This window comes from Rouxiella badensis (genome assembly GCF_026967515.2).
Taxonomy (GTDB): Bacteria; Pseudomonadota; Gammaproteobacteria; order Enterobacterales; family Enterobacteriaceae; genus Rouxiella; species Rouxiella badensis.
This window is the reverse complement of sequence record NZ_CP114062.1, coordinates 4,020,286-4,045,887: the sequence shown is the minus strand read 5'-3', so window position 1 is coordinate 4,045,887 and position 25,602 is coordinate 4,020,286. Positions and strand designations below refer to the sequence as shown.

The 25,602-nt window shown below is 51.5% G+C and carries 25 protein-coding genes, 1 tRNA gene and 2 rRNA genes; 22 read left to right on the top strand and 6 right to left on the bottom strand.

Translation table 11 applies throughout. The features are described 5' to 3' along the window. The first annotated feature begins 20 nt into the window (after positions 1-20). The 3 genes from O1V65_RS18665 to rrf all read left to right on the top strand — a co-directional run bounded on the left by O1V65_RS18665 (position 21) and on the right by rrf (position 3,497). Positions 21-96 (top strand) — tRNA-Glu (locus O1V65_RS18665). A gap of 258 nt (positions 97-354) precedes the next feature. After that, positions 355-3,260: ribosomal RNA gene (locus O1V65_RS18660) — 23S ribosomal RNA — on the top strand. A 121-nt stretch (positions 3,261-3,381) separates the two neighbouring features. After that, positions 3,382-3,497, top strand: a 5S ribosomal RNA gene (rrf, locus tag O1V65_RS18655). Between the two features lie 154 nt (positions 3,498-3,651). Here the strand turns inward: rrf and mobB are convergent. Both mobB and mobA read right to left on the bottom strand, forming a co-directional pair. After that, a complete protein-coding gene (gene mobB / locus O1V65_RS18650; RefSeq protein ID WP_017493116.1) occupies positions 3,652-4,164 on the bottom strand; it encodes a molybdopterin-guanine dinucleotide biosynthesis protein MobB in 513 nt (170 codons plus the stop codon). Further along, positions 4,161-4,745, bottom strand: coding sequence for a molybdenum cofactor guanylyltransferase MobA (gene mobA, locus O1V65_RS18645; RefSeq protein ID WP_017493115.1), 585 nt, complete (start codon positions 4,743-4,745; stop codon positions 4,161-4,163). The genes mobB and mobA overlap by 4 nt, the downstream gene beginning before the upstream one ends. 172 nt (positions 4,746-4,917) lie before the next feature. Between mobA and O1V65_RS18640 the strand changes: the two genes are divergently transcribed. The 5 genes from O1V65_RS18640 (at position 4,918) to spfP (ending at position 10,435) form a co-directional block, all read left to right on the top strand. Beyond that, complete coding sequence (locus O1V65_RS18640) at positions 4,918-5,187, top strand: DUF1040 family protein (protein WP_017493114.1); 270 nt, start codon at positions 4,918-4,920, stop codon at positions 5,185-5,187. A gap of 92 nt (positions 5,188-5,279) precedes the next feature. Next, entirely contained in the window at positions 5,280-6,266 is a 987-nt protein-coding gene (locus O1V65_RS18635) for a serine/threonine protein kinase (protein ID WP_017493113.1), read from the top strand. Between the two features lie 48 nt (positions 6,267-6,314). Next, positions 6,315-6,956, top strand: coding sequence for a thiol:disulfide interchange protein DsbA (dsbA, locus tag O1V65_RS18630; RefSeq protein WP_017493112.1), 642 nt, complete (start codon positions 6,315-6,317; stop codon positions 6,954-6,956). 468 nt (positions 6,957-7,424) lie between these two features. Continuing rightward, positions 7,425-10,223, top strand: coding sequence for a DNA polymerase I (gene polA, locus O1V65_RS18625; RefSeq protein ID WP_084913283.1), 2,799 nt, complete (start codon positions 7,425-7,427; stop codon positions 10,221-10,223). Positions 10,224-10,387: 164 nt separating this feature from the next. Continuing rightward, positions 10,388-10,435: a small protein SpfP gene (gene spfP / locus O1V65_RS23220; protein ID WP_071892919.1), complete on the top strand. Its 48-nt coding sequence runs from the start codon at positions 10,388-10,390 to the stop codon at positions 10,433-10,435. Positions 10,436-10,590: 155 nt separating this feature from the next. Here the strand turns inward: spfP and yihA are convergent, their stop codons facing one another. Continuing rightward, entirely contained in the window at positions 10,591-11,235 is a 645-nt protein-coding gene (yihA, locus tag O1V65_RS18620) for a ribosome biogenesis GTP-binding protein YihA/YsxC (RefSeq protein ID WP_017493110.1), read from the bottom strand. 576 nt (positions 11,236-11,811) lie between these two features. On the opposite strand from yihA, the gene yihI reads away from it, so the two are divergent. After that, the gene (gene yihI / locus O1V65_RS18615; RefSeq protein ID WP_017493109.1) at positions 11,812-12,345 is read left to right on the top strand and encodes a Der GTPase-activating protein YihI; all 534 of its coding nucleotides are present in this window, start codon (positions 11,812-11,814) and stop codon (positions 12,343-12,345) included. A gap of 74 nt (positions 12,346-12,419) precedes the next feature. On the opposite strand, the gene O1V65_RS18610 is transcribed toward yihI, so the two are convergent. The 3 genes from O1V65_RS18610 to O1V65_RS18600 form a co-directional block, all read right to left on the bottom strand. Next, positions 12,420-12,947, bottom strand: coding sequence for a cytochrome b (locus O1V65_RS18610; protein ID WP_017493108.1), 528 nt, complete (start codon positions 12,945-12,947; stop codon positions 12,420-12,422). A gap of 29 nt (positions 12,948-12,976) precedes the next feature. Then, complete coding sequence (locus tag O1V65_RS18605; protein WP_269129931.1) at positions 12,977-14,863, bottom strand: TonB-dependent copper receptor; 1,887 nt, start codon at positions 14,861-14,863, stop codon at positions 12,977-12,979. Positions 14,864-15,138: 275 nt separating this feature from the next. Next, positions 15,139-15,849 (bottom strand): prepilin peptidase, encoded by a 711-nt coding sequence (locus tag O1V65_RS18600; RefSeq protein WP_227990126.1) that lies wholly within the window; start codon positions 15,847-15,849, stop codon positions 15,139-15,141. Between the two features lie 360 nt (positions 15,850-16,209). On the opposite strand from O1V65_RS18600, the gene gspG reads away from it, so the two are divergent. The 13 genes from gspG to O1V65_RS18535 are packed head-to-tail and all read left to right on the top strand — an operon-like array spanning position 16,210 to position 25,447. Continuing rightward, positions 16,210-16,629 (top strand): type II secretion system major pseudopilin GspG, encoded by a 420-nt coding sequence (gene gspG / locus O1V65_RS18595; RefSeq protein ID WP_026110696.1) that lies wholly within the window; start codon positions 16,210-16,212, stop codon positions 16,627-16,629. A gap of 18 nt (positions 16,630-16,647) precedes the next feature. Next, positions 16,648-17,103 (top strand): transglycosylase SLT domain-containing protein, encoded by a 456-nt coding sequence (locus O1V65_RS18590; protein WP_026110695.1) that lies wholly within the window; start codon positions 16,648-16,650, stop codon positions 17,101-17,103. A 7-nt stretch (positions 17,104-17,110) separates the two neighbouring features. Continuing rightward, entirely contained in the window at positions 17,111-18,286 is a 1,176-nt protein-coding gene (locus O1V65_RS18585) for a type II secretion system F family protein (protein WP_269129930.1), read from the top strand. Next, complete coding sequence (locus O1V65_RS18580) at positions 18,283-19,920, top strand: GspE/PulE family protein (RefSeq protein WP_084913278.1); 1,638 nt, start codon at positions 18,283-18,285, stop codon at positions 19,918-19,920. The genes O1V65_RS18585 and O1V65_RS18580 overlap by 4 nt, the downstream gene beginning before the upstream one ends. After that, complete coding sequence (locus O1V65_RS18575; protein WP_269129929.1) at positions 19,901-20,620, top strand: hypothetical protein; 720 nt, start codon at positions 19,901-19,903, stop codon at positions 20,618-20,620. Before O1V65_RS18580 ends, O1V65_RS18575 begins: the two co-directional genes overlap by 20 nt. Beyond that, entirely contained in the window at positions 20,617-21,117 is a 501-nt protein-coding gene (locus O1V65_RS18570) for a hypothetical protein (RefSeq protein WP_017493100.1), read from the top strand. Before O1V65_RS18575 ends, O1V65_RS18570 begins: the two co-directional genes overlap by 4 nt. Beyond that, positions 21,107-21,658: a hypothetical protein gene (locus O1V65_RS18565; RefSeq protein ID WP_269129928.1), complete on the top strand. Its 552-nt coding sequence runs from the start codon at positions 21,107-21,109 to the stop codon at positions 21,656-21,658. Before O1V65_RS18570 ends, O1V65_RS18565 begins: the two co-directional genes overlap by 11 nt. Next, positions 21,655-22,215, top strand: coding sequence for a hypothetical protein (locus O1V65_RS18560; RefSeq protein ID WP_227990104.1), 561 nt, complete (start codon positions 21,655-21,657; stop codon positions 22,213-22,215). Before O1V65_RS18565 ends, O1V65_RS18560 begins: the two co-directional genes overlap by 4 nt. Beyond that, positions 22,205-23,584 (top strand): secretin N-terminal domain-containing protein, encoded by a 1,380-nt coding sequence (locus O1V65_RS18555; RefSeq protein ID WP_269129927.1) that lies wholly within the window; start codon positions 22,205-22,207, stop codon positions 23,582-23,584. The genes O1V65_RS18560 and O1V65_RS18555 overlap by 11 nt, the downstream gene beginning before the upstream one ends. Continuing rightward, entirely contained in the window at positions 23,554-24,111 is a 558-nt protein-coding gene (locus O1V65_RS18550) for a type II secretion system protein GspD (protein WP_269129926.1), read from the top strand. Before O1V65_RS18555 ends, O1V65_RS18550 begins: the two co-directional genes overlap by 31 nt. Then, on the top strand, positions 24,108-24,584 hold the full coding sequence (locus O1V65_RS18545) for a type II secretion system protein (RefSeq protein WP_269129925.1): 477 nt from the start codon (positions 24,108-24,110) through the stop codon (positions 24,582-24,584). Before O1V65_RS18550 ends, O1V65_RS18545 begins: the two co-directional genes overlap by 4 nt. Beyond that, positions 24,571-24,939 (top strand): type II secretion system protein, encoded by a 369-nt coding sequence (locus O1V65_RS18540; RefSeq protein ID WP_017493095.1) that lies wholly within the window; start codon positions 24,571-24,573, stop codon positions 24,937-24,939. The genes O1V65_RS18545 and O1V65_RS18540 overlap by 14 nt, the downstream gene beginning before the upstream one ends. Then, on the top strand, positions 24,926-25,447 hold the full coding sequence (locus O1V65_RS18535; RefSeq protein ID WP_017493094.1) for a type II secretion system protein: 522 nt from the start codon (positions 24,926-24,928) through the stop codon (positions 25,445-25,447). The genes O1V65_RS18540 and O1V65_RS18535 overlap by 14 nt, the downstream gene beginning before the upstream one ends. Positions 25,448-25,602 lie beyond the last annotated feature (155 nt).

Genomic DNA, 25,602 nt, shown 5'->3' with positions numbered 1-25,602 from the left:
ACCTGGTGCGGCATTTTCGTGTCCCCATCGTCTAGAGGCCTAGGACACTGCCCTTTCACGGCTGTAACAGGGGTTCGAATCCCCTTGGGGACGCCACGCCGATAATGTGTGAAAGACATTATCACTCTGTACCTTAGCGGGTCAGAATTTATCTTAAAGATGACTTTAACGAGTCGTGTTTAAGATATTGCTCTTTAACAATCTGGAACAAGCTGAAAAATTGAAATGATACAGCTGAACATAACTCTCCGTAGAAGTATTGAGTTATGCGCACCTGTATTAGAGTCTCTCAAATAATCGCAGCCTCGAATGTTGTCACTCTTTACGAGTTTATAAGACACCTTCGGGTTGTGAGGTTAAGCGACTAAGCGTACACGGTGGATGCCTAGGCAGTCAGAGGCGATGAAGGGCGTGCTAATCTGCGAAAAGCGTCGGTAAGGTGATATGAACCGTTATACCCGACGATACCCGAATGGGGAAACCCAATGTGATACGTCACATTATCGCATGGTGAATACATAGCCATGCGAGGCGAACCGGGGGAACTGAAACATCTAAGTACCCCGAGGAAAAGAAATCAACCGAGATTCCCCCAGTAGCGGCGAGCGAACGGGGAACAGCCCAGAACCTGAATCAGTTTGTGTGTTAGTGGAAGCGTCTGGAAGGTCGCACGGTACAGGGTGATAGTCCCGTACACAAAAGCGCATGAATTGTGAGTTCGATGAGTAGGGCGGGACACGTGACATCCTGTCTGAATATGGGGGGACCATCCTCCAAGGCTAAATACTCCTGACTGACCGATAGTGAACCAGTACCGTGAGGGAAAGGCGAAAAGAACCCCGGCGAGGGGAGTGAAATAGAACCTGAAACCGTGTACGTACAAGCAGTGGGAGCCTACTTGTTAGGTGACTGCGTACCTTTTGTATAATGGGTCAGCGACTTATATTTTGTAGCAAGGTTAACCGTATAGGGGAGCCGTAGGGAAACCGAGTCTTAACTGGGCGTCAAGTTGCAAGGTATAGACCCGAAACCCGGTGATCTAGCCATGGGCAGGTTGAAGGTTGGGTAACACTAACTGGAGGACCGAACCGACTAATGTTGAAAAATTAGCGGATGACTTGTGGCTGGGGGTGAAAGGCCAATCAAACCGGGAGATAGCTGGTTCTCCCCGAAAGCTATTTAGGTAGCGCCTCGTGAATTCATCTTCGGGGGTAGAGCACTGTTTCGACTAGGGGGCCATCCCGGCTTACCAACTCGATGCAAACTCCGAATACCGAAGAATGTTATCACGGGAGACACACGGCGGGTGCTAACGTCCGTCGTGAAGAGGGAAACAACCCAGACCGCCAGCTAAGGTCCCAAAGTCATGGTTAAGTGGGAAACGATGTGGGAAGGCATAGACAGCCAGGATGTTGGCTTAGAAGCAGCCATCATTTAAAGAAAGCGTAATAGCTCACTGGTCGAGTCGGCCTGCGCGGAAGATGTAACGGGGCTAAACCATGCACCGAAGCTGCGGCAGCGACGCTTAGGCGTTGTTGGGTAGGGGAGCGTTCTGTAAGCCGTAGAAGGTGAACTGTGAGGTTTGCTGGAGGTATCAGAAGTGCGAATGCTGACATAAGTAACGATAATGCGGGTGAAAAACCCGCACGCCGGAAGACCAAGGGTTCCTGTCCAACGTTAATCGGGGCAGGGTGAGTCGACCCCTAAGGCGAGGCTGAAAAGCGTAGTCGATGGGAAACAGGTTAATATTCCTGTACTTGGTGTTACTGCGAAGGGGGGACGGAGAGGGCTAGGCTAGCCGGGCGACGGTTGTCCCGGTTTAAGCGTGTAGGGGTGTAGACCTGGTAAATCCGGTTTACTGTAACCCTGAGGCGTGATGACGAGTCACTACGGTGATGAAGTAGTTGATGCCGCACTTCCAGGAAAAGCCTCTAAGCATCAGGTAACATTAAATCGTACCCCAAACCGACACAGGTGGTCAGGTAGAGAATACTCAGGCGCTTGAGAGAACTCGGGTGAAGGAACTAGGCAAAATGGTGCCGTAACTTCGGGAGAAGGCACGCTGTCGCTAGGTGGAGGAACTTGCTTCCCGAGCCGAAGACAGTCGAAGATACCAGCTGGCTGCAACTGTTTAATAAAAACACAGCACTGTGCAAACACGAAAGTGGACGTATACGGTGTGACGCCTGCCCGGTGCCGGAAGGTTAATTGATGGGGTTATCCGCAAGGAGAAGCTCTTGATCGAAGCCCCGGTAAACGGCGGCCGTAACTATAACGGTCCTAAGGTAGCGAAATTCCTTGTCGGGTAAGTTCCGACCTGCACGAATGGCGTAATGATGGCCAGGCTGTCTCCACCCGAGACTCAGTGAAATTGAACTCGCTGTGAAGATGCAGTGTACCCGCGGCAAGACGGAAAGACCCCGTGAACCTTTACTATAGCTTGACACTGAACATTGAGCCTTGATGTGTAGGATAGGTGGGAGGCTTTGAAGCGTGGACGCCAGTCTGCGTGGAGCCAACCTTGAAATACCACCCTTTAATGTTTGATGTTCTAACTCGGCCCCATAATCTGGGGTGAGGACAGTGTCTGGTGGGTAGTTTGACTGGGGCGGTCTCCTCCTAAAGAGTAACGGAGGAGCACGAAGGTTAGCTAATCACGGTCGGACATCGTGAGGTTAGTGCAATGGCATAAGCTAGCTTGACTGCGAGAGTGACGGCTCGAGCAGGTACGAAAGTAGGTCATAGTGATCCGGTGGTTCTGAATGGAAGGGCCATCGCTCAACGGATAAAAGGTACTCCGGGGATAACAGGCTGATACCGCCCAAGAGTTCATATCGACGGCGGTGTTTGGCACCTCGATGTCGGCTCATCACATCCTGGGGCTGAAGTAGGTCCCAAGGGTACGGCTGTTCGCCGTTTAAAGTGGTACGCGAGCTGGGTTTAGAACGTCGTGAGACAGTTCGGTCCCTATCTGCCGTGGGCGTTGGAAGATTGAGAGGGGCTGCTCCTAGTACGAGAGGACCGGAGTGGACGCATCACTGGTGTTCGGGTTGTCATGCCAATGGCATTGCCCGGTAGCTAAATGCGGAAAAGATAAGCGCTGAAAGCATCTAAGCGCGAAACTTGCCTCAAGATGAGTCTTCCCTGGGACTTCGAGTCCCCTGAAGGGACGTTTAAGACTAAGACGTTGATAGGCTGGGTGTGTAAGTGCAGCGATGCATTGAGCTAACCAGTACTAATGACCCGAGAGGCTTAACCTTACAACACCGAAGGTGTTTTAGAGAGACGAGACGAAAGTTTCAAGAAATCAGCTTGTTCAAAGATTGGTTCTGATGGCGGCCTGCAGGAATGTGGAAAGCGGTTAGAATGAAACAGAATTTGCCTGGCGGCAGTAGCGCGGTGGTCCCACCTGACCCCATGCCGAACTCAGAAGTGAAACGCCGTAGCGCCGATGGTAGTGTGGGGTCTCCCCATGCGAGAGTAGGGAACTGCCAGGCATCAAATAAAGAACAAGCCCCAGTCGAAAGACTGGGGCTTGTTCTCGTCGGTAATTTAAGAAATTCCAGTTCAAGAGAAGGCCCCTGTCTGACGACAGGGGCTTTTTTGTGCGCGTAACGTTAATTAAAAGGTCAGATAACGACGGATGAGAGGCTAGATTGACTCTCTTTTCTTAAGCCAGTCGACGATAAAATTACCAATTTCAGCAATATTGTTGAGATCCAGCACGGGCAAAGACGATTTAAGCTGCGAATCAGTGGCGATAGCGAGCACATAATCGTCTACAATCGCATCAATTTCTCTGCCACTTGTCTGTCGAAATAGCGCAATTTTATCTATTTTTTCGTGCTTAAAACCCTCAACCAAAATCAGGTCGAGGGTCGTTTGGTCGAATCGGCTAGCCAAATAGTGCAGATCGAGTTTCTCGGCATCGGGCGTTTCCGTCATTAATGCCCATCGATTGCTGCTCGCTACCATTGTCTGATCCGCGCCTGCTTTTCTCAGCTCGTAGCTGTCTTTACCAGGGGTATCAACATCGACAGAATGATGGCTATGTTTAATCAGACCCACCCTGACATTACAGGCACGTAAATAGGGAATGAGTTGCTTCAGCAAGGTCGTTTTACCTGTTCCGCTATGCGCGACAACACCTAATAACAGGGTCATTCACTTTCACCCCGTATCGCCTGCCAGCGCTGAACGTCTTCGGGAGTATTCAGATTGGCAAAACAACTGGGATCATCGAAGGTGACTTGCTGTGCTGCACACTGCTTGAAGAACAGCATGACTTTCCTCTCTCCACGCGTTAAATAGTCTCGAAGAGTGGGTATCAGACTCTTGTTGAGCAGGCACAGGGCTGGATGAGCACGTTCGGCATCCGTCGCATAAACGGCGGCAGATTGCCCTCTGGCGTTCCACAGACGCTGTACCAGATTATCGGGAAACGCCGGTACATCGCAGGGGACAAACGCCACCCATTCGGTTTCGCTTGCCACCAGCGCTGCAAGCATCCCTGAAAGGGGGCCCGCATAATCGGGAATAAGGTCTCCGATCACAGGATAGAACGCCGCATAGTGCTCCTGATTCTGATTACTGCTGATGAGCAGCGTATTAACCTGTGGCGCTAACCTTTTGGAAATATGCACAAAAAGCGGCAACCCGTTAACCTGCACCAGACCCTTATCTTGCCCCATTCTTGAAGAACGTCCACCGGCAAGAATGACGCCTGTAATCGCGCTCTCAATCATTTGCTGACTCCTGTTTTCTGTATTCACTATTCTGGAACACAGCGCGAAACTTTAAAACGTTAACTCGATATGTTGTCTTGGATCAGCTTAATCTTTTTTCTGTTAAGACATTCTGTTAAGTATCAAATAACCCTGTCAGCCTGATGGATATACCCCGTCAACGAGGCCAAAAATGAAAGATCACCGTATTAATGAACTGATCGATCTCCTGCATTCTGCCTGGAAACAAGAGGCTGATTTAAGCTTGTTACAATTATTAAGCAAGCTGGCACAGGAGGCTGGCTTTAAGGACGACCTTAAGGATCTCAGCGATGACGCATTGATTTATCAGCTTAAAATGCGTGAAACAGCCAGTACAGATGAGATTCCTGGATTAAAAAAAGATTATGAAGAGGATTTTAAAACGGCAATTTTGCGTGCCAGAGGCGTCCTCAAGGATTGATGTAAACTTATGTGAACTTCATGCGTGAGGCTAAAAATTGATGGTACTATTTCAAACTATCGTTTTGCTCTCTGGCCAATCTGAATGAAGTTATGAATAATTCTGCTTTTAATTTTCAGGCACTGTCTCCAGACCTAATCCTCGATGCGCTGGAAAGTGTTGGCTTGATTGCTGAGTCAGGATTAACCGCGCTCAATAGCTATGAGAATCGGGTATATCAATTCCTTGATGAAAACCGCCAGCGCTATGTGGTGAAGTTTTACCGTCCCGAGCGTTGGAGTGCTGCTCAAATAGAAGAGGAGCATCGCTTCTCTCACGATCTCTTTACTGCCGAAATCCCCGCCGTTGCGCCTGTTTCCCTCCAGGGAAAAACGCTGCATCAGCATCAGGGATATATGTTTACGTTGTTCCCAAGCGTGGGCGGTCGGCAGTATGAAATAGATAATCTTGATCAGCTTGAATGGGTTGGGCGTTTCCTTGGCAGGATCCATCAGGTCGGAAGCGAGAATCTATTTACCCAGCGTCCGACTATCGACGTTGCAGAATACCTTACTGAACCGCGCGAGGTTCTCTCCACTAGCGAGTTAATTCCTGCTAAACAACGTGCCGCATTTCTTACCCTTCTTGATGCCTTAATTGCGACCATAAAAGAATATTGGCATCACGACTGGCAGCCGCGTCGTTTACACGGTGATTGTCACCCGGGAAATATTCTCTGGCGTGACGGCCCTATATTTGTCGATTTAGACGATGCGCGTAATGGCCCGGCCATTCAGGATTTATGGATGCTATTGCACGGCGATCGCGCCGAGCAACTCGTTCAACTGGATATTTTGCTTGAGGCATACGGCGAATTTGCCGATTTCGACAGCCGGGAACTGGCACTTATTGAACCGCTGCGCGCGATGCGAATGGTCTATTATCTCGCCTGGGTGACCCGTCGCTGGCAGGATCCTGCATTCCCACACAGTTTCCCGTGGATGAAGGATGAAGATTTTTGGTTGGGTCAGGCTGCGGCATTTAAAGAGCAGATTAATAAATTACGGGCGCCTCCTTTACAGTTGATGCCAATGTACTGAGAAACGAAATAAGCTTTATATAATTATTTAAACGGAGATGGATGAGTTATGAAGAACCTTTTTTCTGCCAGAAAGATCATGATGGCTTTCATGGGTATGGTATTGGCGTTCAGCGCCTCTGCTGCGCAATTTTCTAATGGTACTCAGTACATTACGCTCGACAAGCCGCTGGCTAACGAGCCTCAGGTTGTCGAGTTCTTCTCATTCTATTGCCCGCACTGCTACGAGTTCGAACGCGTCTGGCATGTGTCTGACACTGTGCGTAAAAACCTGCCACAGGGCGTGAAGTACGTGAAATATCACGTTGAATTCCTTGGGCCTTTGGGCAAGCAGCTGACTCAGGCATGGGCCGTAGCGATGGCGCTGGGCGTAGAAGACAAAATCAGCCCGCTGATGTTTGACGCCGTTCAGAAATCACAGACGGTGAAAACTGAGGCCGATATCCGCGATGTCTTTATCAAGGCTGGCGTGAGCGGTCAGGACTATGACGCGGCGCTGAACAGCTTCGTGGTTAAGTCTCTGGTCGTTCAGGAAGAGAAAGCCGCAGCCGATTTCGGTCTGCAGGGCGTGCCGTCTGTTTACGTGAACGGCAAATATCAGGTTAAAAATGACGGACTTGATACCAGCTCTATGGATGCTTACGTTAAACAATTCTCTGACGTGGTCAATTTCCTGACGACTCAGAAATAAGAATTAAAACGCTTTCCACTTTGATAAACGCCAGCGCAACGCTGGCGTTTATATTTTATTTAATAAACTAACGCACATACCCCCGGCCACGCACCTGCTTTCTCATTAGCCATATTTTGTTTTATCTTTATTCATTATCATTTAACTTTCTGGATTAATATTTATGGAAAAATTCCTAAAGGGATATTAAGTCTAATATTTATATCCACAACGATGATTAAAATAAAATGACAGCCCAATTGCCCCTTTCTCCCTTATAACTTGATGATTAACCGCCGTATATCGATCTGTTCTGCTATATGCAACTCAAATCTATGATCCTGTCGCAAAACTATGCACAAACTTATCCACAGGCTGGATCCTGGGAGAAAGCTCGCAGGATCAACATCAAATTTCCTTTCAAGGTTCGCCTTTAACCTCAGCTATGGCATGCTTAGGGGTATGACATGCGACGAATAAAGAAGAGTTATGGCCCAGATTGCTGAAAATCCCTTAATCCTGGTAGACGGATCGTCTTACCTGTACCGCGCCTATCACGCATTTCCCCCTCTGACCAACGGGGCGGGAGAGCCCACCGGTGCGATGTACGGCGTACTTAACATGCTGCGCAGCCTGTTGCTGCAATATCAGCCGAGCCACGTCGCAGTGGTGTTTGACGCCAAAGGTAAAACCTTCCGCGACGAACTGTTTGCCGAATACAAGTCTCATCGTCCGCCAATGCCTGACGATCTACGCGCGCAGATTGAGCCGCTGCATCAGATGGTTAAGTCCATGGGGCTGCCGCTGCTGGTGGTTCCGGGCGTTGAGGCTGATGATGTCATCGGTACGCTGGCACTCGAAGCCGAGAAGGCAGGGCATGCGGTACTCATCAGCACCGGCGACAAAGACATGGCGCAGCTGGTCACGCCGGCCGTGACCCTGATTAACACCATGAACAACAGCATTCTTGGCCCTGACGAAGTGGTGACCAAATACGGCGTACCACCAGAACTTATCATCGATTATCTGGCCTTGATGGGCGACTCTTCAGATAACATCCCTGGCGTGCCGGGCGTGGGTGAGAAGACGGCGCAGGCACTTCTGCAAGGCATAGGTGGACTCGACGCGCTGTACGGCGATCTGGACAAGATTGCCACTCTCAGCTTCCGCGGTGCCAAGACCATGGGCGCCAAGCTGGCTGACAATAAAGACGTGGCTTACCTTTCCTACCAGCTGGCGACAATTAAAACGGACGTCGAGCTGGAGATAACCTGCGCGGATCTCACCGTTAGCGAACCTAACGACGCCGAGCTTAGAGAGCTGTTCGATCGCTACGAGTTCAAACGCTGGTTGGCTGATGTCGATCAGGGGGGCTGGCTAAACGGCAAGAAAGGCCCCGCGACGGCCAGTAAAAAAGGTGCCGTACCTGAGGTCGAAAGCAGCGTAAAAACTGCGGTAGAGCGTGCTCAGCTCTCTCAGGAGGGCTATGTTACCATTCTCGACCAGGCAACCCTCGACGAGTGGCTGTTACTGCTCAAAAAATCCGACGTTTTTGCCTTTGATACCGAGACCGACGGGCTCGATACCCTGACGGCCAACCTGATTGGCCTGTCGTTCGCCATCGCCCCGGGTAAGGCAGCCTATTTGCCGGTCGCCCATGATTATCTCGACTCCCCGGTGCAGCTGGACCGCAACGAGGTTCTCACACAGCTCAAGCCGCTGCTCGAAGATCCCAAGCAGGCAAAAGTAGGTCAGAATCTCAAGTTTGACCGCGGTGTGCTGCTGAAATACAACATCGACCTCAAAGGTATCGATTTTGACACCATGATCGAATCCTACGTGCTCGACAGCGTCTCTGGTCGTCACGACATGGACAGCATGGCCGACAGGCTGCTGGGCCACAAAACCGTGACCTTCGAAGAGATTGCTGGCAAAGGCAAAAATCAACTCACCTTTAACCAGATTGCGTTGGAGCAGGCTGCCCCGTACGCCGCTGAAGACGCCGACGTGACGTTGCAGTTGCACCAGGCTATGTGGCCGAAGATTGCCAAAGAGCCGGGCCTGAAGACCGTCTTTACCGATATCGATATGCCATTGGTCGCCGTACTGTCACACATTGAACGCACCGGCGTGCTTATCGACCAAAACATTTTGGCTGCACACTCCAAAGAGCTGGCAATTCGCCTCAATGAGCTGGAAAGCAAGGCGCACGAGCTGGCCGAAGAACCTTTCAACCTGTCTTCGACCAAGCAGCTACAGGCAATCCTGTATGAAAAACAAAATCTGCCTATCTTGAAGAAGACACCGGGCGGAGCGCCTTCAACCAATGAAGAGGTGCTGGCCGAGCTGGCGCTGGATTACCCACTGCCGAAGGTGATTCTCGAGTATCGCGGTCTCGCCAAGCTGAAATCGACGTATACCGACAAGCTGCCGCTGATGATAAGCCCGGTAGATGGGCGGGTGCATACGTCCTACCACCAGGCGGTGACGGCGACAGGTCGTCTGTCGTCGAGTGATCCTAACCTGCAAAACATTCCTGTGCGTAACGATGAAGGGCGCAGGATCCGTCAGGCGTTTATTGCGCCTGAGGACTACTGCATTGTTGCGGCCGACTACTCGCAAATCGAGCTGCGCATCATGGCGCACCTGTCTAAAGACCAGGGGCTGCTGACCGCCTTCTCTGAAGGCAAGGACATCCACCGTGCTACCGCGGCCGAAGTGTTTGGCACCGAACTGGACAAAGTGTCAGGCGAGCAGCGCCGCAGTGCGAAAGCTATCAACTTTGGTCTGATTTACGGCATGAGTGCGTTTGGCTTATCTCGCCAGCTCAACATCCCGCGTAAGGAGTCCCAGCGTTACATGGACCTTTACTTCGAACGTTATCCTGGCGTGCTCGAATATATGGAGCGCACGCGCCAGCAGGCATCTGAGCAGGGCTATGTCGAAACGCTGGACGGCCGTCGCCTCTATCTGCCGGACATCAAGTCCAGCAACGCCATGCGTCGCAAGGGAGCGGAACGTGCGGCTATCAATGCGCCCATGCAGGGAACGGCTGCAGACATTATCAAGCGAGCGATGCTAAAAGTTTCAGCCTGGCTGGAACGACCTGATGCGCCTCGTGCGCGTATCATCATGCAGGTTCATGATGAATTAGTGTTCGAAGTGCATAAGGATGACGTCGAGAAAGCCAGTGAGACCATTCGCCAACTGATGGAAGAGAGCATGACGCTTGCCGTTCCACTTAAGGTGGATGTCGGCGTGGGCGAAAACTGGGATCAAGCTCACTAAGTGACGATAAAATAAGCTGATTTTGTAATTAAACAACATCAAGGGCATGAAATTGTATGAGGCTGATCGCATATCCCTCAACTTTTGTGTAAGTAAACTACAAAAAATACTTTTTCATCTCAAAAAAATGAGGTAAAGTCTGAGGCGTAGGGTACAGAGGTAAGATGTTCTATCTTTCAGACCTTTTACTTCACGTAATCGGATTTGGCTGAATATTTTAGCCGCCCCAGGCATTTATGTCTGGGGCGTTTTTTATTGGATTTTTGGCGGGATTTTGACCGTTTTTTGCACCCCTTTATGAAACAAAAAAGGGCGGCCTAAGCCACCCCGTTTCACCTAAACACGCTTATCGCGTCGAGCGTTTATCTCACTCGCCTGACAGCACATCCTCGAGCACTTCTGGAGGAATTTCGCTAAACCAGGTATTCAGTTTCGCCATCAGCTTATCTACACCAATTTTTTTCAGGGAAGAGAAGGCTTCAACCTGAATATCGCCCATGAAGGATTCCACTTCATTGCGTACCAGCGTGGTCTGCGCTTTGCGCGCGCCTGAAGCCAGTTTGTCGGCCTTGGTCAGCAACACCAGCACCGGCGTGCCAACGTCAACGGCCCACTGGATCATCTGCTGGTCGAGGTCTTTCAGCGGATGGCGGATGTCCATCAGCACCACCAGACCCTTCAGGCAGTTACGCATTTGCAGGTATTCACCCAGCGCGCGCTGCCATTTGCGTTTCATTTCTTCAGGAACCTGGGCATAGCCATAGCCCGGCAGGTCGACCAGACGAATGCCTTCTTCAACCTCAAACAGGTTGATCAGCTGAGTACGGCCCGGTGTCTTACTGGTTCGCGCCAGGCTTTTTTGTCCGGTCAGCGTGTTGAGCGCACTGGATTTTCCGGCGTTTGAACGACCAGCAAATGCGACTTCAATGCCCTCATCACTCGGTAGATGCCGGATATCAGGGGCACTGATGACGAAATGGGTCATATGATAGTTGTAAGTTTGGCTGGTCAAAACGTGTGTCTCCGTGAGGCTTCGGTATCTGGCTGGCGATTATAGCTGTATCAGAGGCGAGATGTGGTTCTGTTTTACATAACGCATGGTGAAAAATCATTCATAGAGATGATAGCAGATGAGATTTCTGCCATTAAGCTGTGAGAGTTTTGCCATTTCTGGTGCGAGCTAAGACGCTAGTTTTAATACCATAAACAATATTATTTATTAAATACAGTAAGATGGTGCCCGATGCGTAAATACACCTTGGGTGTCATCGCGGCGGTATCTTGAGCCTTTAGCGCGTTAGGGTAAAGTGTTTATTACGCGATGAGCGCAAGAAAGGAAACAAGGACGACCCGCGCTAAAGGATGTTTGGAACCCATCGTGCTTTACGGACAAAACTGCCAGGCTGGCGGTTCAGGCAAAGGGAAATAGGGACATATTTGCCTCACATGGACACGTATGTACAATAATTCTTCCATGAGAATAAATAAAAAGGCGACAAGGTTAACTTGTTGCCTTTTTTCTTTGTCTGCTTTCTGCTAGATTCCGCCGCAATTCTATACTAAATGAACACACCTAAGAGTAGATGCTATGAACCAGTCAGCGAAAGCACCGCGTGCCAAAGCCGCGACGTCTAAAACGAAGAAAAAAAGTCGCGTTGAGCTTGATATCGAAGCGCGCGAACGTAAGCGTGACAACAAACGTCGTGGCCACAAACCGGGCACCCGCGCCAATCCGGATGCAGAGAAAAACCAGTCGGCCAATAGCGGCAAGAAGACCGATCCGCGTATCGGCAGCAAAAAGCCTGTTCCGCTGGTGGTAGAGACGGTATTTAATAATTCACCTAAGGCTAAAAAGCCAGCCAAGCCGAAGCAGGAAGCCAAGCCAGCGCTGCCGCCAGAAGAAGAATTAACCCTTCTTGAAAACGACGCGCGTCTTGATTCACTGCTCGACCTGCTGGACGAAGGCAAAACTCTGAGCGCAGAAGACCAGAGCTACGTCGATCAGACACTCGACCGCATCGACGTGCTGATGGAACAGCTGGGTATCGAGCTGGGTGACGAAGACGACGAAGACGAAGAGCAGGGCGAAAACATGTATCGCCTGCTGAAAGGCGGTAACTGATTTAGTCAGGCCCCTGTGGGCTTGAGCATTTGAGGGTTCAGTCAGGCATTGCGACCTGACTGAACCTTTTTTTCTTAGAACATCCGCGAAATAATCGATTTTTTGCCCGCCAAATAGTGCTTTGCAACCGCGAAGACGTGTCCTAAAAAGAAAATCCCGAGCGTGATGCAGGCATAGCGATGCAGCACAAAGAAGAATTCGTTCACCGCCAGAGTATCGACCGGCCTCGGTATCGGAAACAGACCAAACAGGTTGTAGCCTTTTTGCAGCATCAGGAAGCCAGAAATCAGCGTGATAAAAATCACCAGATAAAAGAGCTCATGGGCGAAAATCATGAACTTCTTCTTCAGTACGCTGACATCGGTAGGATAGGGCACCGAAGGTCGGAAGAAGCGCCATGTAAAGCGAATGATCATCACCGGCGTAGCAAGCGTACCCAGCGTCATGTTCAGCACCGAGAAAAATTGAAAGTAGGCAGTCCCTTCCAGCGCGTGCAGCAGATAACCCATACACATGGCATAAATGATGATGATAGCAACGACCCAGTGCAGGAGACGGCTTAGGCCATCATAGCGAACGGGCAAGGTAAGACGGTTTTCCATTAGATATTGATTCCTTTGTGTTTAGTGGGTTAGAACTTCACCTGCATTGAGGCCCAGAGATTGCGCCCCGGCTCAGGCAACTGCGTTTGTGACGAGAAACCAAAATCTTTATTGCCCGCCATGTTCAAGTGCTCGGTGTAATGCTTGTTGAACAGATTATCGATGCCGCCGCTCAGTCGAACCGTCGGATTAATGACGTAGTCGACATTCCAGGAGACCACGCCGAATCCGGCGCTAGGCCCCATGTCCTGACCCGTGACGTTGCCCTGTTCTGCGGCAACGCGATGCTGTGCACTCACCACGCGCCACAGCAGGCTGCTGTTCCAGTCGTTACCCGCATAGCTCAGCGTGAAGCGGGAATCGAGTGGTGGCATCTGTGGCAGAGGCTGGTTGTCGCTAAGATTTCTACCCCATGCCCAGGCCAACGAGGCTTCAATCTTCCAGCGAGGGCTCAGCGCGTAGCTGCTGCCAATCTCTGCCCCCATAATCTGGGCGTTGACGTTGCGGGTTGCTTTCTTCGGTGCGCCATAGTCGAAGAGGATGAAGTCATTAATTTGGCCGACATAGCCAGCAAGCCAACTCTGCACCTTTTCATCGCTGTAACGCGTACCGAAATCGAGCTGAGTGGTTTTCTCGGTATGAATGTGGTCGATATCACCGGTACTGGAGAACATTTCCCAGTAGTCCGGCATGCGCTCGGTGTAGCCTAATCCCGCGTAGGACATCACCGGCAAGCCCGATGCCGTAGTTTCATAGCGGGTGAAAAAGCCGGGGAGTATATGGGTTGTTGAGGTATTGGACGTACCGAAATCTGTCGCCGTTGATCTATCCAGACGCACACCGCTGATGCGCTTTCCAGGGGAGTCGACGCCCTGAGTAAACTCTGCAAACACTCCTAGCTGGCCCAACTCGGCGTTTTTCTGCCAATGCGTCATACCGCCGCTGCGATGGGTGCTGCTTTGGCCGTCAATACCGGCTACCAGCTGGTTGTTTGAAGCCTGCCAGGTACTGGCCAACCGCGTACCGTAGGTGACCCTATCGACGCGCGACGCCATCCGCATTACCGGTGTGCGCAAGGAGTAGTTATCCATAATGTGATCGGCGTGATTGTAATAAAGCCGCCAACTCACGCTGGATAAAGCGTCGCTGATGTTGCGCTTTTCCAACAGCAGCCCAGCGCTCTTACGTAGAAACTGCGAGCCGTCCATCGCCCGTCCACCGTAGCGTGCTTCGCCGTCGCTGGTCCCCAGGCTCAATTCAGCCAACGTATCGTTGTCGGGTGTCAGGCCGAGACTCAGGTCGGTATTCCATTTATCCCAATGGCTCGGCACCTTGTTTCCGTTGCCGTCACGATAATCACCTGCACGTGATTTCCCCGCCGTCAGTTTGAGATAACCCGAGGCATTACCCAGCGTAGTGTCTATGTTCTGATCGAATCGGCCGTTGGAGCCCGTGAGCAGGTTCGCCTCGCCGGTGAAGGTCGGTTGGGAAAGAGACTGCGGACTACTTTCAAACAGCAGCGTACCTGCCGGTGCCATCGGTCCCCAAATCACCGTTTGCGGTCCTTTAATCAGCGTTAACAGATCGAAGCTGGCGGGAGAAATATAGGAGGTCGGCGCGTCCATTCGCCCGCCGCAGCCGCCATATATCGCTCCGCCGTTGGTCAGAATGGTCAGGCGAGAGCCAAACATGCCGCGCAGGACCGGGTCACCGTTGCTGCCTCCATTGCGAATTTGCGAGAAGCCAGGAATGGATTTTAGCAGGTCTGCGCCGTCGCTGGCCGGGACTGGCTGGCGTGGGGCTTTGGTTGAGGTCACAGTAGTGAGGGGGGAGTCGAGTGGAGCGCTGATGGTAATGACGTCGGACTGTTGTTCCCCATAGGCGGTCATCGACGATACGGCGGCAAATAATCCCACTGCCCATCCTGCTGATTTTCTATAATTGAATCTCAGCGGCGAATTTATTTTATTTAAATGGCTCATTATTATGACTCGTTAATTGTCTTTAATTAAAGGAAGTCATCGACAGACAGCGTCTGCCACAGCCAATCCTTTAGCTGGAGAATTATTTTTAGAATTTTTTGGGTACTGGAGCTTTCCAGGCGGTATTTTTACACCCGCAAAGCATGCCGAATACAGGATGAGGCATTGAGCGACTTCTTATTTTTAATAAGAAATATCTTTCACAATGTTTAGTTGAACAGAAAAATAATCACCGTGACGATGATGGGATACGGGCCAAAGGGAAAAGACTGTCCGCGTTTAACCTTGAGTATCAGCAAAGCGCAGACGGTGGCCAGTATGCAGGAGGCTATCATGACGTCCCACAGCTGCGAATAGCCTACCCACGCACCGATCGCTGCAAACAGTTTCATATCGCCCCTCCCCATTCCCTCTCGTTTATTAAATAAATAGAAAAGTTTCGAGATACTCCACGGCGCGACAAAGCCCAATGCAGCCGCAATAGCAGCCTCTTGCCAGCTAACGCGGCCTATTCCCGCAAGGGCAACGGTTAAACCCCCTGCCAGCAGCGGGTACATCAGTCTGTTTGGCAGCAGCATGGTATCGGCGTCAATGACGGCGAGCGGCACCAGCAGGCAGAGTGCGAACAGGACTGCGACAGTGTCAGCGGTTAAGCCATGCTGTGAGGTGACCCAGCCAAATAAGGCCGCCATAAGGATTTCAATTAAGGGATAACGAGGAGAGATTGCCGAACGGCAGTCGAGGCATTTTCCCTTGAGTAACAGCCAGCTAATCACGGGAATATTATGCCGCCAGCGAATAGGATGATGGCATGCAGGACAGAATGAGGCGGGGAAGCTCAATGAAATTTTTTCGCCATTAAGGGTCTTTGGTAAGCGAAAGATCACCACATTAAGGAAACTGCCTATCACGGCACCCATGAATATTGAAAATAATATAATTAACATAACGCGTTTTTCATCGCTTATTTTTGCCTTATTTTCGCCTTGTAAATAACGCTTTTGGCTAGATGGGTGCACTATTATAAATATCTTTCAGAATACCGGTTTGATTTTTGTCTTATATTCCTCTTATTTTCATCCTTTTTAATGAAGTAGATTTGTAATCGAAATCGTTATTGTGGATTATCTAACGCAAGCAAGAACTCTCTTTACTGGGCTGAGCGTTTTCTCAAATGTTCCAAGAACGCTCTTCTATTATCAATACCCGCTTTGCTAAAAAATAGCGAGGCGATGAATGATTATCATATTTATCTCATAAACACATCGTCTGAGGATTTTATGAAGTTAACAAATTTGAGACATAAAACACAACAGGGTTTTACATTACTCGAGCTTCTGGTTGTTTTAATGATTATTGCTCTGCTTGCAGGATTTGTTGGACCCAAACTTTTTTCACAAGTCGACCAGGCCAAACAGAAAACCGCACGCAGCCAAATGAAATCATTATCTGAATCGTTGGGGCAATACCGTCTTGATGTTGGTCAATATCCTACGGCCGGTCAAGGGCTGACTGCCCTTACCCACAAGCCGAGCGGCGTCAATAACTGGCGCGGGCCTTACCTGAGTCAGGAGGTACCGAAAGACCCATGGGGAAATCCTTACCAGTGGAATAATCCTACCCGTAACAAAAATGTGATTTATGAAGTCGATATTCTTTCAACGGGCATAAATGGAAAACCCATTAGCTACGGTTTCTAACCAACGTGGTGCCCAATAATGTGTCGAATATTGATTGTCCTGTCTTATTTTATTTTCTTTACCTCTGCTCAAGCTCATTGTTGGCAAGAGGCGGGTGAACGTTATGGTATTGAGCCAGAATTGTTACAGGCCATCGGTATTGTTGAATCTAATTTAAATCCAACGGCGAGAAATAATAATAAAGACGGCAGCTACGATATTGGCTTAATGCAAATTAATAGCCGAAATATGCCCGCGCTGAATAAATTCAATATTACCGAACAGCAGCTTGTCGATAACCCTTGTTTAAGTGTCATGAGCGGCGCGTGGATTCTGGCGGGCATGATCCGCCAGAAAGGCTACAGCTGGGAGGCCGTAGGCGGTTACAACGCCGGGCTCTCTCCAAAGCGTGCCCATTTACGCAAGCGTTATATCAAGCGCGTGTGGCCACAGTATCGGCGTCTGGTTCAACAGCGGCCGGCAAAACTTCGGTGAATGTGTAATGAAAAACTTTGATGTCACTTTATGGCTTAATGGCAAGAGCAGCGTACAGCGTATTCGCGCGTGCTCGGAAGATGAAGCCCGTATGAGCGCGGCGAACGACGGTGCGCTGGTCATCAAAATTAAATCGTCAACCCCATGGAAGGGCAGCAAAAAGCCGTTTCCTTTAGTGCTGTTTACTCAGGAACTGGTGGCGCTGCTCGAGGCCGGGCTGGTGGTGGTCGAGGCGATTGAGGCCCTGCACGATAGCTGCCGCGATGACGCACAACGTCAGGTGTTGCAGATGTTATTGCAGAAACTCTATCAGGGATGCCAGCTCTCTCAGGCTATGGCCGCGCAGGCGCATTTATTCCCCGCGCTGCTGATCAGTACCGTTGCCTCCTCCGAACAAACCGGGCAGCTGGCGACCGCACTGACGCGTTTTCAGTTTTATGAAAAAAGAATCGAAGTACTGCGTAAACGTATTCATTCAACCCTGCTTTATCCGTGCGTGGTGTTGAGCGTCGGTGGGCTGATTATGTTCTTTTTACTCGGCTTCATTATTCCGCGCTTTTCGGTGGTGTTCGCCGGTATGAAGGATCCCTCCGCCAGCGCGCAGTTTATCGTTTGGTGGGGCAAGCTGGTGACTGAGAACGGCATGCTGCTATTGGCGGCGACGGCGGTGTCAACGGTTGCGTTAGTCGCGACCCTGCTCAGTCAGGCCCTCAAGACAGGATTGCTGCAGCTGTTGTTGCGCATACCGCAGCTGAGAATGCAGTTTGAACTCTCGGTCCTGATTCGTTTTTATCGCACGCTCGGACTGCTGCTACAGGGAGGGATGCCTGCGGTCAGCGCCCTCGAGATGACCGGTACGCTGCTGCCCGGCGACTATCGCTCCAGGCTCCAGCAGGTATTAAGCGAAGTGCGCGAAGGCAAGTCCCTCTCGCAAACGCTCGACAATTATGGGCTCACCACGCCGGTAGCGGCGCGTCTTCTGACCGTTGGCGAGCGCGGCGGTGAACTGCCTGCCATGTGTGAGCGCATTGCCGCTTTTTATGATGAAAGCCTGGAACGTGCGATCGAAACCTTCAGCAAAGTCTTTGAACCTATCCTGATGTTAATCGTCGGCGGCATGGTGGGGCTGGTGGTGTTTCTTCTCTACATGCCTATCTTCGAGATGGCCGGGAGCCTGTCATGACTCATTCTGCCAATACGGCCTTCGACGATTTCCAACACTGGTTTACGCTCGATGACGCAGAGCGCCGCGCGCGACTTGAGCTATTTCTCACCGAGCATCCTGATAAGTTGCACCCCGTGGCCGCGGCCTTTGGGCTCTATCCGCTGAACAACCATCAGCTCGGTCTGGCGACGCTGGACTTCTCGCGCCTGCCGCTGACGGAGGCTATTTCACACGGCGTTCTGCCGGTGACGCTGGACGCGTGCAGTTATCTGCTGCTCGGCGACCCCTTCTCTCTGCCGTTGCGTCAGTGGGCGCAGCGTTACACCGACAGGCTTGGGCTTTGCCAGCCGTCGTGGGTCAATGAACAGCTCGAAATACTCTCTCGCCAGCAGCGCACCACCGACCATCTCGGTCAGCAGGCGTCAGAGGAGTCCGCTGAGGATGCGCTCACCGATATCTCGCTGGTTTCGCTTGCCCGCGAACAGAGCCCGGTCATTAAACTGGTCAATGCGACACTGTTTGACGCCCTGCAAAGCCGTGCGAGCGATATTCACCTCGAGAGCGTCAATGACGGGCTGGTGGTGAAATACCGTATCGATGGCGTGCTGCATTTGATCACCCGCTGTAACGGCACTCAGCAGGCCGAGCAGGTTATCTCGCGACTTAAGGTGTTGGGTTGCATGGATATTTCTGAACGCCGCACCCCTCAGGATGGCCGTTTCAAAGCACTCATCCAGCAGCGCGCTGTAGATTTTCGCGTTTCTATTATGCCGAGTATTCACGGTGAAGACGCGGTGCTGCGCGTGTTGGATAAGTCACACGAGCAGAATCTGCGCCTGGAAACGCTCGGGTTTGACCAAAAGACGCTGGACGCTATTCGTCAACTGACCCACATGCCGTACGGCATGGTGCTGGTCACTGGCCCTACCGGCAGCGGTAAATCCACTACCCTCTACTCGGCGCTGAGCGAACTCAACAGCGGCGAGAGCAAAATAATCACCATCGAAGATCCGGTCGAATATCAGCTCGGCGGCGTACTGCAGATCCCGGTTAACGATAAAAAAGGCCTGACCTTTGCCCGTGGGCTGCGCGCCATTCTGCGTCACGACCCGGACATCATATTGGTCGGTGAAATCCGCGACAGTGAAACCGCGGGTATTGCGGTACAAGCCGCGTTGACCGGGCACGTCGTGTTGTCATCGGTGCACGCCAACAGCGTGTTTAGCGTGCTCGAGCGTTTCATGTATATGCAGGTCGAACCGGTCAGCCTGATTACCGCACTTAACGGCGTAGTCGCGCAGCGGCTGGTTCGCCAGATTTGCCCGCACTGCCGCGAAGAAAAATGGCCTGACGTGCAGCAGATAAAAGACTGGCACCTGACCCCGCAACAGCTGGAGCAAGGCATCTGGGCGCAGGGTCGCGGCTGTGAGAAATGCCGCGGCAGCGGGTATCACGGCCGTCTGGCGCTGGCAGAAGTGCTGTTTTTCAGTGATGCGATGAAAGAAGCCATGCTGGCACGTGCCTCAATCCGCCACCTGCGTGAGACCGCTCTGAGAGACGGTTTTATCCCGCTGCGAGACATCGCCATCGAGGCTGCGCTCAACGGCCATACCACCTTACAGGAAGTGAAACGTGTTATTTCCATACACTAACCTGTGGCAGGTTTTCCTTCAGCCGCGATGTTTGCAGCTGTTTCTGGCGCAGAAAAAAATCGCGCAGATAGACGTCGAGAGTGACGCCGAACTGGCGTCCAGCCTGGACGCACTGCTCGCACAGATCCCCTCGCGGCTGCCTTTTGTCGATAGCATCGAGTTTATTCTCGACAGCTCGCAGCTGCATTATTTGATTGTTCCCTGGCAGCAAGGGATGAACACACCCGTCGATCGTGACCATTATGCGATTGCCTTTCATCTGCAGCAGCAGGGACAAGCATCCGGCCCGATGCGCGTGGCCTTTACCGACTACGCATACGGTAAAAACGGCTTCGCCGCGCTGATGGATAAAGATATTTTCGAACTGCTTGGCGTAGCCGCACGACGCCGTCGTCTGCGCTTTACGGGCAGCAGAAGCCAGTTCGACGTGCTGTGGCGCAAGGCGTGTCGCAGTATGCCGGACGATGCGCTGTTTGCCTGCATGGGTCCGCAGCAAAGCAGCTTTGCGCTGCGCTATCAGCACCAATGGCACAGCGTCTTTTCGCTGCATTTGCCCACCGCCGATACCCAGACTCAGCTTGAAACAGCTAATCGCCTGACGGGATTACCGCCCCTTGCGTGCTTCGTCATCCAGCCTGACGCCGACGGGTTCGTTACCGCCTCGTTTTCCGACGCAAGCCGCGCGCAAGAGAATTTATGAATCGCCAACAATTTACTCCACTACCGCCGCTGGCCGTGAAGGCCTGCGCCGTGATGCTGCTGCTGTTCGTCCCGCTGAGCATTTTGCTCGTGCAGGGGATGGGTGAAAAACAGCGGCATCAACAGACCCTCGATACGCATCAGGCATTGCTTGTTGAACACCGGCAGGCAGCAGAAAAAATTTACGCCAGTCAGAAGGCCTTTGACCGTCGTCTTCCGGGAAAGACCCAGGCGACGCCGGACATGCTTCCCCTGAGTCTGATCGGCAAAGCGTTACGTGAGGACGTCGCGCTGGTTTCTGTCGAGGTCGACAACGCACAAAGCCAGGCGCGTCTGGTGGTTGTCACCGATTCGCTTAACGATCTTCTGGACTTCACCGCTCGTCTGCAAAAACTGGCAGGCAAGGTTGAGCTGGAAAGCCACAGCAGCGAAACCGCCTTCAAAGGCCGATGGCAGGTCAAGGCCGCACTACGTATGGAATATCGCCATGAAGATTAATTTTTCCGGCTCGCTAGACGCGCAGTCGCTGATGAGCCGTCTGCGCTGGTACGGTGCCGTCGTCTATCGTCAGCTGGGTCCGTTGCCGGTCTTACTGGGCGTTATCTGGCTGGTGGGGGGGATATTCCTTTTCGTCGAACAGCGCCCCGTGCTGGAGAGTCAGGTGGATGATATTGAAGAGATTAATCGTGAATTGGGCGTTCCACTGCCGATGATTTCGGCTGAACAGGCCGCACTACAGGACAACCTGAGTATCACCGAATACCAGCAGGTCAAGGCGCTGTTCCGCATTCTTGGCAAGCACCATCTGACTGCACAGGAAAGTCGTTATCAATTTAATCAAGTCGGCGATGACCAGGCTGGTCAGTTAGGCCTGGATATTCCGATGAAGGGAAATTATCGCCAGTTTTACGATGCACTGAGTGAGCTGACCGCGACGATGCCGGTCAAGGTTAACGCCATCTCGCTCACACGCGCCCACCCTAACCAGGTGGACTTGCAGATTATGCTGCGGGTCACGTTATCTGGGGGAAAACAATGAAACTCCCACGCTACCTGCAGTTTGCCCTGTTAATTACCGGTGCACTGGTGTTGTACAGCCTCGTTGATGATTCGCCAGACGGCGTTGAAGAGATAGCCGTGGTGCAGCGCCCGGCCCACGTCGTCAGCAACAGGCTAACGCCCGTCAGCGAACTCAAACCGCAGGACGGCTTTATCGATATTTTCCCCTCGGGGATAAAACCGGCCGATGTGCAGACGTCACGCGAAGTGCTCGCAAAGCCCAAGGACGCAGAACCGCCAAAAATCGTTACGCCGCCGTTGCCTTTCAGGCTCGTCGGCGCGTGGTGGAGCGACAATCAGCGTGCCTTGATGCTGCAACAGGCCGACCAGCAATGGATTATTTGCCGCCGTTGTCGTGCTCCAGAGCGGGTGTGGACAGGGATGAACCTGACAAAGGATTGGCAGTTAAAAAGCGTTTCGGCCCAAAGCCTGACTTTTATTTGGTTACCGCAAATGCGCGAACAGCACATGGCGCTTGGCGACATGGACGCTGAGCCTACTTTCTCAGGATTAAATAATACACATCATGCTAAATAAAAAACCTCTGGCTCTGGCCATCGCTCTCCTTTTACTGGCAGGCTGTGCCACGGACAAAAAACCGGCAAACGTCGAGAAAACGGGGGAGACGCAACAGCAGGTGCTGGTGAAATCCCTTGAGCAACTGACGCGACAACGTGCCGCCGACCCGGATAACGTCGAACTGAAGAGCCGTGAGCAAATTGATACCAGTATTCTGGTCAATCTGTATCTCAATCAGGCCGAACATGCGCTGAAACAGAATGAGTACGCCGAGGCCTCAAGGCTTTGGCGCACCGTTCTGACCTATCAGTCGGGCAACAGCCGTGCAGCGCAGGGGTTGCGACGCATAGGTACCTATCGTGCACTCGATGCCACCTATTTGCAGGCGGTGAAACTGGCGTCACAGGACCCTGAGCGCGCGCTACAGAAAATTCAGCTGGTGCTCGAAGAAGAGCCTAACTGGCCACAGGGTAAAGCGTTGCGTGACCATCTGATGCGTAAGCTCTCATCCAGCAACGTGCCGTATGAGAAAATGGACGCCGAGCTCAAGAAGCAAATATCGTTGAATTTCCAGTCACATAATCTGATCGATATCTTCAGCACTGTCTCGAAAATGACCGGCATAAACATCATTTATGATAACGATGTCCCAAGATCGGCCACGGCCAGCATCATCGCCAGAAAAACCACGGCAGAAGACGCCATCAATCTGTTGCTGTTGACTAATCAGTTGAGAAAGAAAGTGCTTAACGGTAACACTTTACTTATCTATCCGGCCGGACAGTCGAAGGATAAAACCTACCGTAATATAGAGGTCAAGACCTTCTTCCTGGGTTATGCCAAGGCCAAAGACGTGAACGTTGCACTACGCAATATGCTGAAGATTAAAGATATCCACGTCGACGAGCGCACCAATACGATTACCGTTCGCGCCCCGGCAGAGACAGTCGATATGGCAGAAAGGTTGCTTATCACGCTCGACAGGCCCGACGCCGAGGTCACGCTGGAGGTGCAGGTGCTAGAGGTGTCGACCAACGACGCCAAAGCGTTGGGCATCGATTACCCGGATAAAATCGGCCTTAGCGTCGGCAATTCATCAGAGTCTTCGGAGAAAAGCAAAAGTTTAGGGTCCAGCATTCCTCTCAGCGGATTTAAAGCCGGTAATCTGTATGTGAGGCTGGGTGAGAGCGGGGGTATTGCTATCAATCTCAAGGATCTGGTGAGCAAAGCGACGGTTCTGGCCAATCCACGCATACGCGTGAAAAATGGCAAGAAGGCGGAAATCCACATCGGCGAGAAAATCCCGGTGGTGAGCAGTACGCTGGGTGAATACGGCAATACGGCAATACGTCGAAGGTGGAGTATAACGAGATTGGCCTCAAACTGATGGTGACGCCAGATATCAGCCTCGATGGCACCATCACCATGGACGTGGATTTCGACTTGAGCAATCTGGGGAACGAGGTAAAGGCGGCAAACGGTGAAATCTACTACAAGACCACCAACCGCAAGGCCAAGACTATCCTGAGCAGCGAAAACGGCGAGACGCAGATTCTGGCTGGCCTGATTAAACAGGACAAACTCGAGAGCGATCAGGGCCTGCCGTGGTTTAGTCATATCCCACTGGTGGGCGGCCTGTTTGGCAGCCATAGCCATAGCGATACCCGCACCGAGGTTATCCTGCTTATCACGCCAAGGCTTGAGCACAATATCGATTTACCGGGCGGGCATGTCAGCACCATTCAGCTCGGCACGGAAGACCTGCCCGGTGAGCAAAACGTGATTCTGCGCGCCAATGGCAAAATAAAACTTAACGAAGAGCAGTTCCCTCAGCCCGACTATGCGCCAGCTGCGCATATGCCTGAGTCGCTGCCCGATCCGAATCAGGGAGCACGAGAGGCGAGTGGCTCATGATGGGAGGTCAGAAAGGCTTCACGCTTATCGAGATGATGGTCACATTGACCATCATGGCCACGCTGGCTGCCGCCGCATTGCCGGTCGTAAACAAATACACCCAGCGGCAAAAGGAGGAGGAGCTGCATCTCGCGCTGCGCCAAATCCGCGAGGCCCTCGACGAATATCACAAGGCGGCCCTGTCGGGGCAGGTTGCAAAGGCCACCGATGCGTCGGGTTATCCTACCGAATTGAGACTACTTGCCTCGGGTGTGGCAGACATAACGTCGCCGAATGAAAAGATGATCTATTTTATGCGCCGCATTCCGCGAGACCCCTTTTGTGACTGCGAAGGCCGTAAAAACGAGGAGACCTGGAAGGTGCGTAGCTCGACGGCAGAACCGGACAGCTTCGACGGCGGAAAAGATGTTTACGATATCCGCTCGTCGAGTGCGTTGAGCGGCCTGAACGGGGTGCCATATGCGCAGTGGTGAGAAAGGTTTTACGCTGATTGAGCTATTGGTGGTGATGGCCATTATTGCCGTTCTGATGTCGGTCGCAGTGCCGAGATATTTTCAGCAGACCGAAAGAGCCCGTGAGGTGGTGTTAAAGCATAATCTTAACGTGCTGCGCGGCAGTTTGGATGATTATCTGCGCGACAACGCGGCGTTTCCCGACTCATTGGATGCGCTGGTGGAGAAACAGTATTTACGTCAACTGCCTCTCGATCCCATTACTGATAAACGCAACTCTTGGGTCGCAACCGAAAATGTGGATGGGAAAATAACCGACGTGCACAGCGGATCCCCTTTGAAATCAACGGATGGAACCGAGTATGCAAAGTGGTAATGCTCAAAGTGGCTTCAGTTATTTATTATTGCTGGTGGGATTAAGCCTGATGGCGATATTAATGCTCAAGAGCCAGGACCTTATCGCGACAAATTTTCGTCAGCAGCAAGAGGCGCAGCTTCTTTTTGCTGGAAATCAAATTCGTGCAGCCATAAACAGTTATCGTGGTTCTGATAGTTTAAAACAAGAGGCGAGCTCGGTAAAAAAAGACAACTGTTTTCCAATAAGTTTTGAACAATTAGTTTTTGATAACCGAAGCTTCAAGCCTCGCTACCATTTGCGGAGAATTTATCTTGATCCTTTCACCCAAAAAATAAACTGGGTACAGGTATTCGACAGCGAAGGGCGCTGGATTGGCGTGCACTCCTCCGTGAAGGGTAATCCGCTGAAAAAAGTCGGATTTAAAGAGGAAAACAAAACATTTAAAAAAGCCAACAGTTATCAGGAGTGGGTATTTAAAGTCGATGAAGATCCTTCGGCACCGTTGCCTGCTCAATGTAAAAAATAGAACGAAGCATAATCAGGATTTATCCGATAGGGTAAGTGACCAAGCTGGCCTGTATAATGGAAAAAACTTTTAATCCTATAATTATATTAGTTAGTTTCATTATAATAAACTTTTCTCTCTATTTAATTTTATAGCCAATAGACGTTTGCTTTATT

What these genes read in the sequence shown, in the direction of transcription:
- O1V65_RS18540 (WP_017493095.1), top strand. Translation starts at nt 24,571, where the DNA reads ATGCGCAGTGGTGAGAAAGGTTTTACGCTGATTGAGCTATTGGTGGTG.
- O1V65_RS18535 (WP_017493094.1), top strand. Translation starts at nt 24,926, where the DNA reads ATGCAAAGTGGTAATGCTCAAAGTGGCTTCAGTTATTTATTATTGCTG.
- dsbA (WP_017493112.1), top strand. Translation starts at nt 6,315, where the DNA reads ATGAAGAACCTTTTTTCTGCCAGAAAGATCATGATGGCTTTCATGGGT.
- O1V65_RS18555 (WP_269129927.1), top strand. Translation starts at nt 22,205, where the DNA reads ATGCTAAATAAAAAACCTCTGGCTCTGGCCATCGCTCTCCTTTTACTG.
- polA (WP_084913283.1), top strand. Translation starts at nt 7,425, where the DNA reads ATGGCCCAGATTGCTGAAAATCCCTTAATCCTGGTAGACGGATCGTCT.
- O1V65_RS18600 (WP_227990126.1), bottom strand. Translation starts at nt 15,849, where the DNA reads ATGGGTGCCGTGATAGGCAGTTTCCTTAATGTGGTGATCTTTCGCTTA.
- gspG (WP_026110696.1), top strand. Translation starts at nt 16,210, where the DNA reads ATGAAGTTAACAAATTTGAGACATAAAACACAACAGGGTTTTACATTA.
- mobB (WP_017493116.1), bottom strand. Translation starts at nt 4,164, where the DNA reads ATGACCCTGTTATTAGGTGTTGTCGCGCATAGCGGAACAGGTAAAACG.
- O1V65_RS18560 (WP_227990104.1), top strand. Translation starts at nt 21,655, where the DNA reads ATGAAACTCCCACGCTACCTGCAGTTTGCCCTGTTAATTACCGGTGCA.
- O1V65_RS18635 (WP_017493113.1), top strand. Translation starts at nt 5,280, where the DNA reads ATGAATAATTCTGCTTTTAATTTTCAGGCACTGTCTCCAGACCTAATC.
- O1V65_RS18590 (WP_026110695.1), top strand. Translation starts at nt 16,648, where the DNA reads ATGTGTCGAATATTGATTGTCCTGTCTTATTTTATTTTCTTTACCTCT.
- yihI (WP_017493109.1), top strand. Translation starts at nt 11,812, where the DNA reads ATGAACCAGTCAGCGAAAGCACCGCGTGCCAAAGCCGCGACGTCTAAA.
- O1V65_RS18565 (WP_269129928.1), top strand. Translation starts at nt 21,107, where the DNA reads ATGAAGATTAATTTTTCCGGCTCGCTAGACGCGCAGTCGCTGATGAGC.
- O1V65_RS18610 (WP_017493108.1), bottom strand. Translation starts at nt 12,947, where the DNA reads ATGGAAAACCGTCTTACCTTGCCCGTTCGCTATGATGGCCTAAGCCGT.
- O1V65_RS18570 (WP_017493100.1), top strand. Translation starts at nt 20,617, where the DNA reads ATGAATCGCCAACAATTTACTCCACTACCGCCGCTGGCCGTGAAGGCC.
- O1V65_RS18545 (WP_269129925.1), top strand. Translation starts at nt 24,108, where the DNA reads ATGATGGGAGGTCAGAAAGGCTTCACGCTTATCGAGATGATGGTCACA.
- mobA (WP_017493115.1), bottom strand. Translation starts at nt 4,745, where the DNA reads ATGATTGAGAGCGCGATTACAGGCGTCATTCTTGCCGGTGGACGTTCT.
- O1V65_RS18580 (WP_084913278.1), top strand. Translation starts at nt 18,283, where the DNA reads ATGACTCATTCTGCCAATACGGCCTTCGACGATTTCCAACACTGGTTT.
- O1V65_RS18640 (WP_017493114.1), top strand. Translation starts at nt 4,918, where the DNA reads ATGAAAGATCACCGTATTAATGAACTGATCGATCTCCTGCATTCTGCC.
- O1V65_RS18585 (WP_269129930.1), top strand. Translation starts at nt 17,111, where the DNA reads ATGAAAAACTTTGATGTCACTTTATGGCTTAATGGCAAGAGCAGCGTA.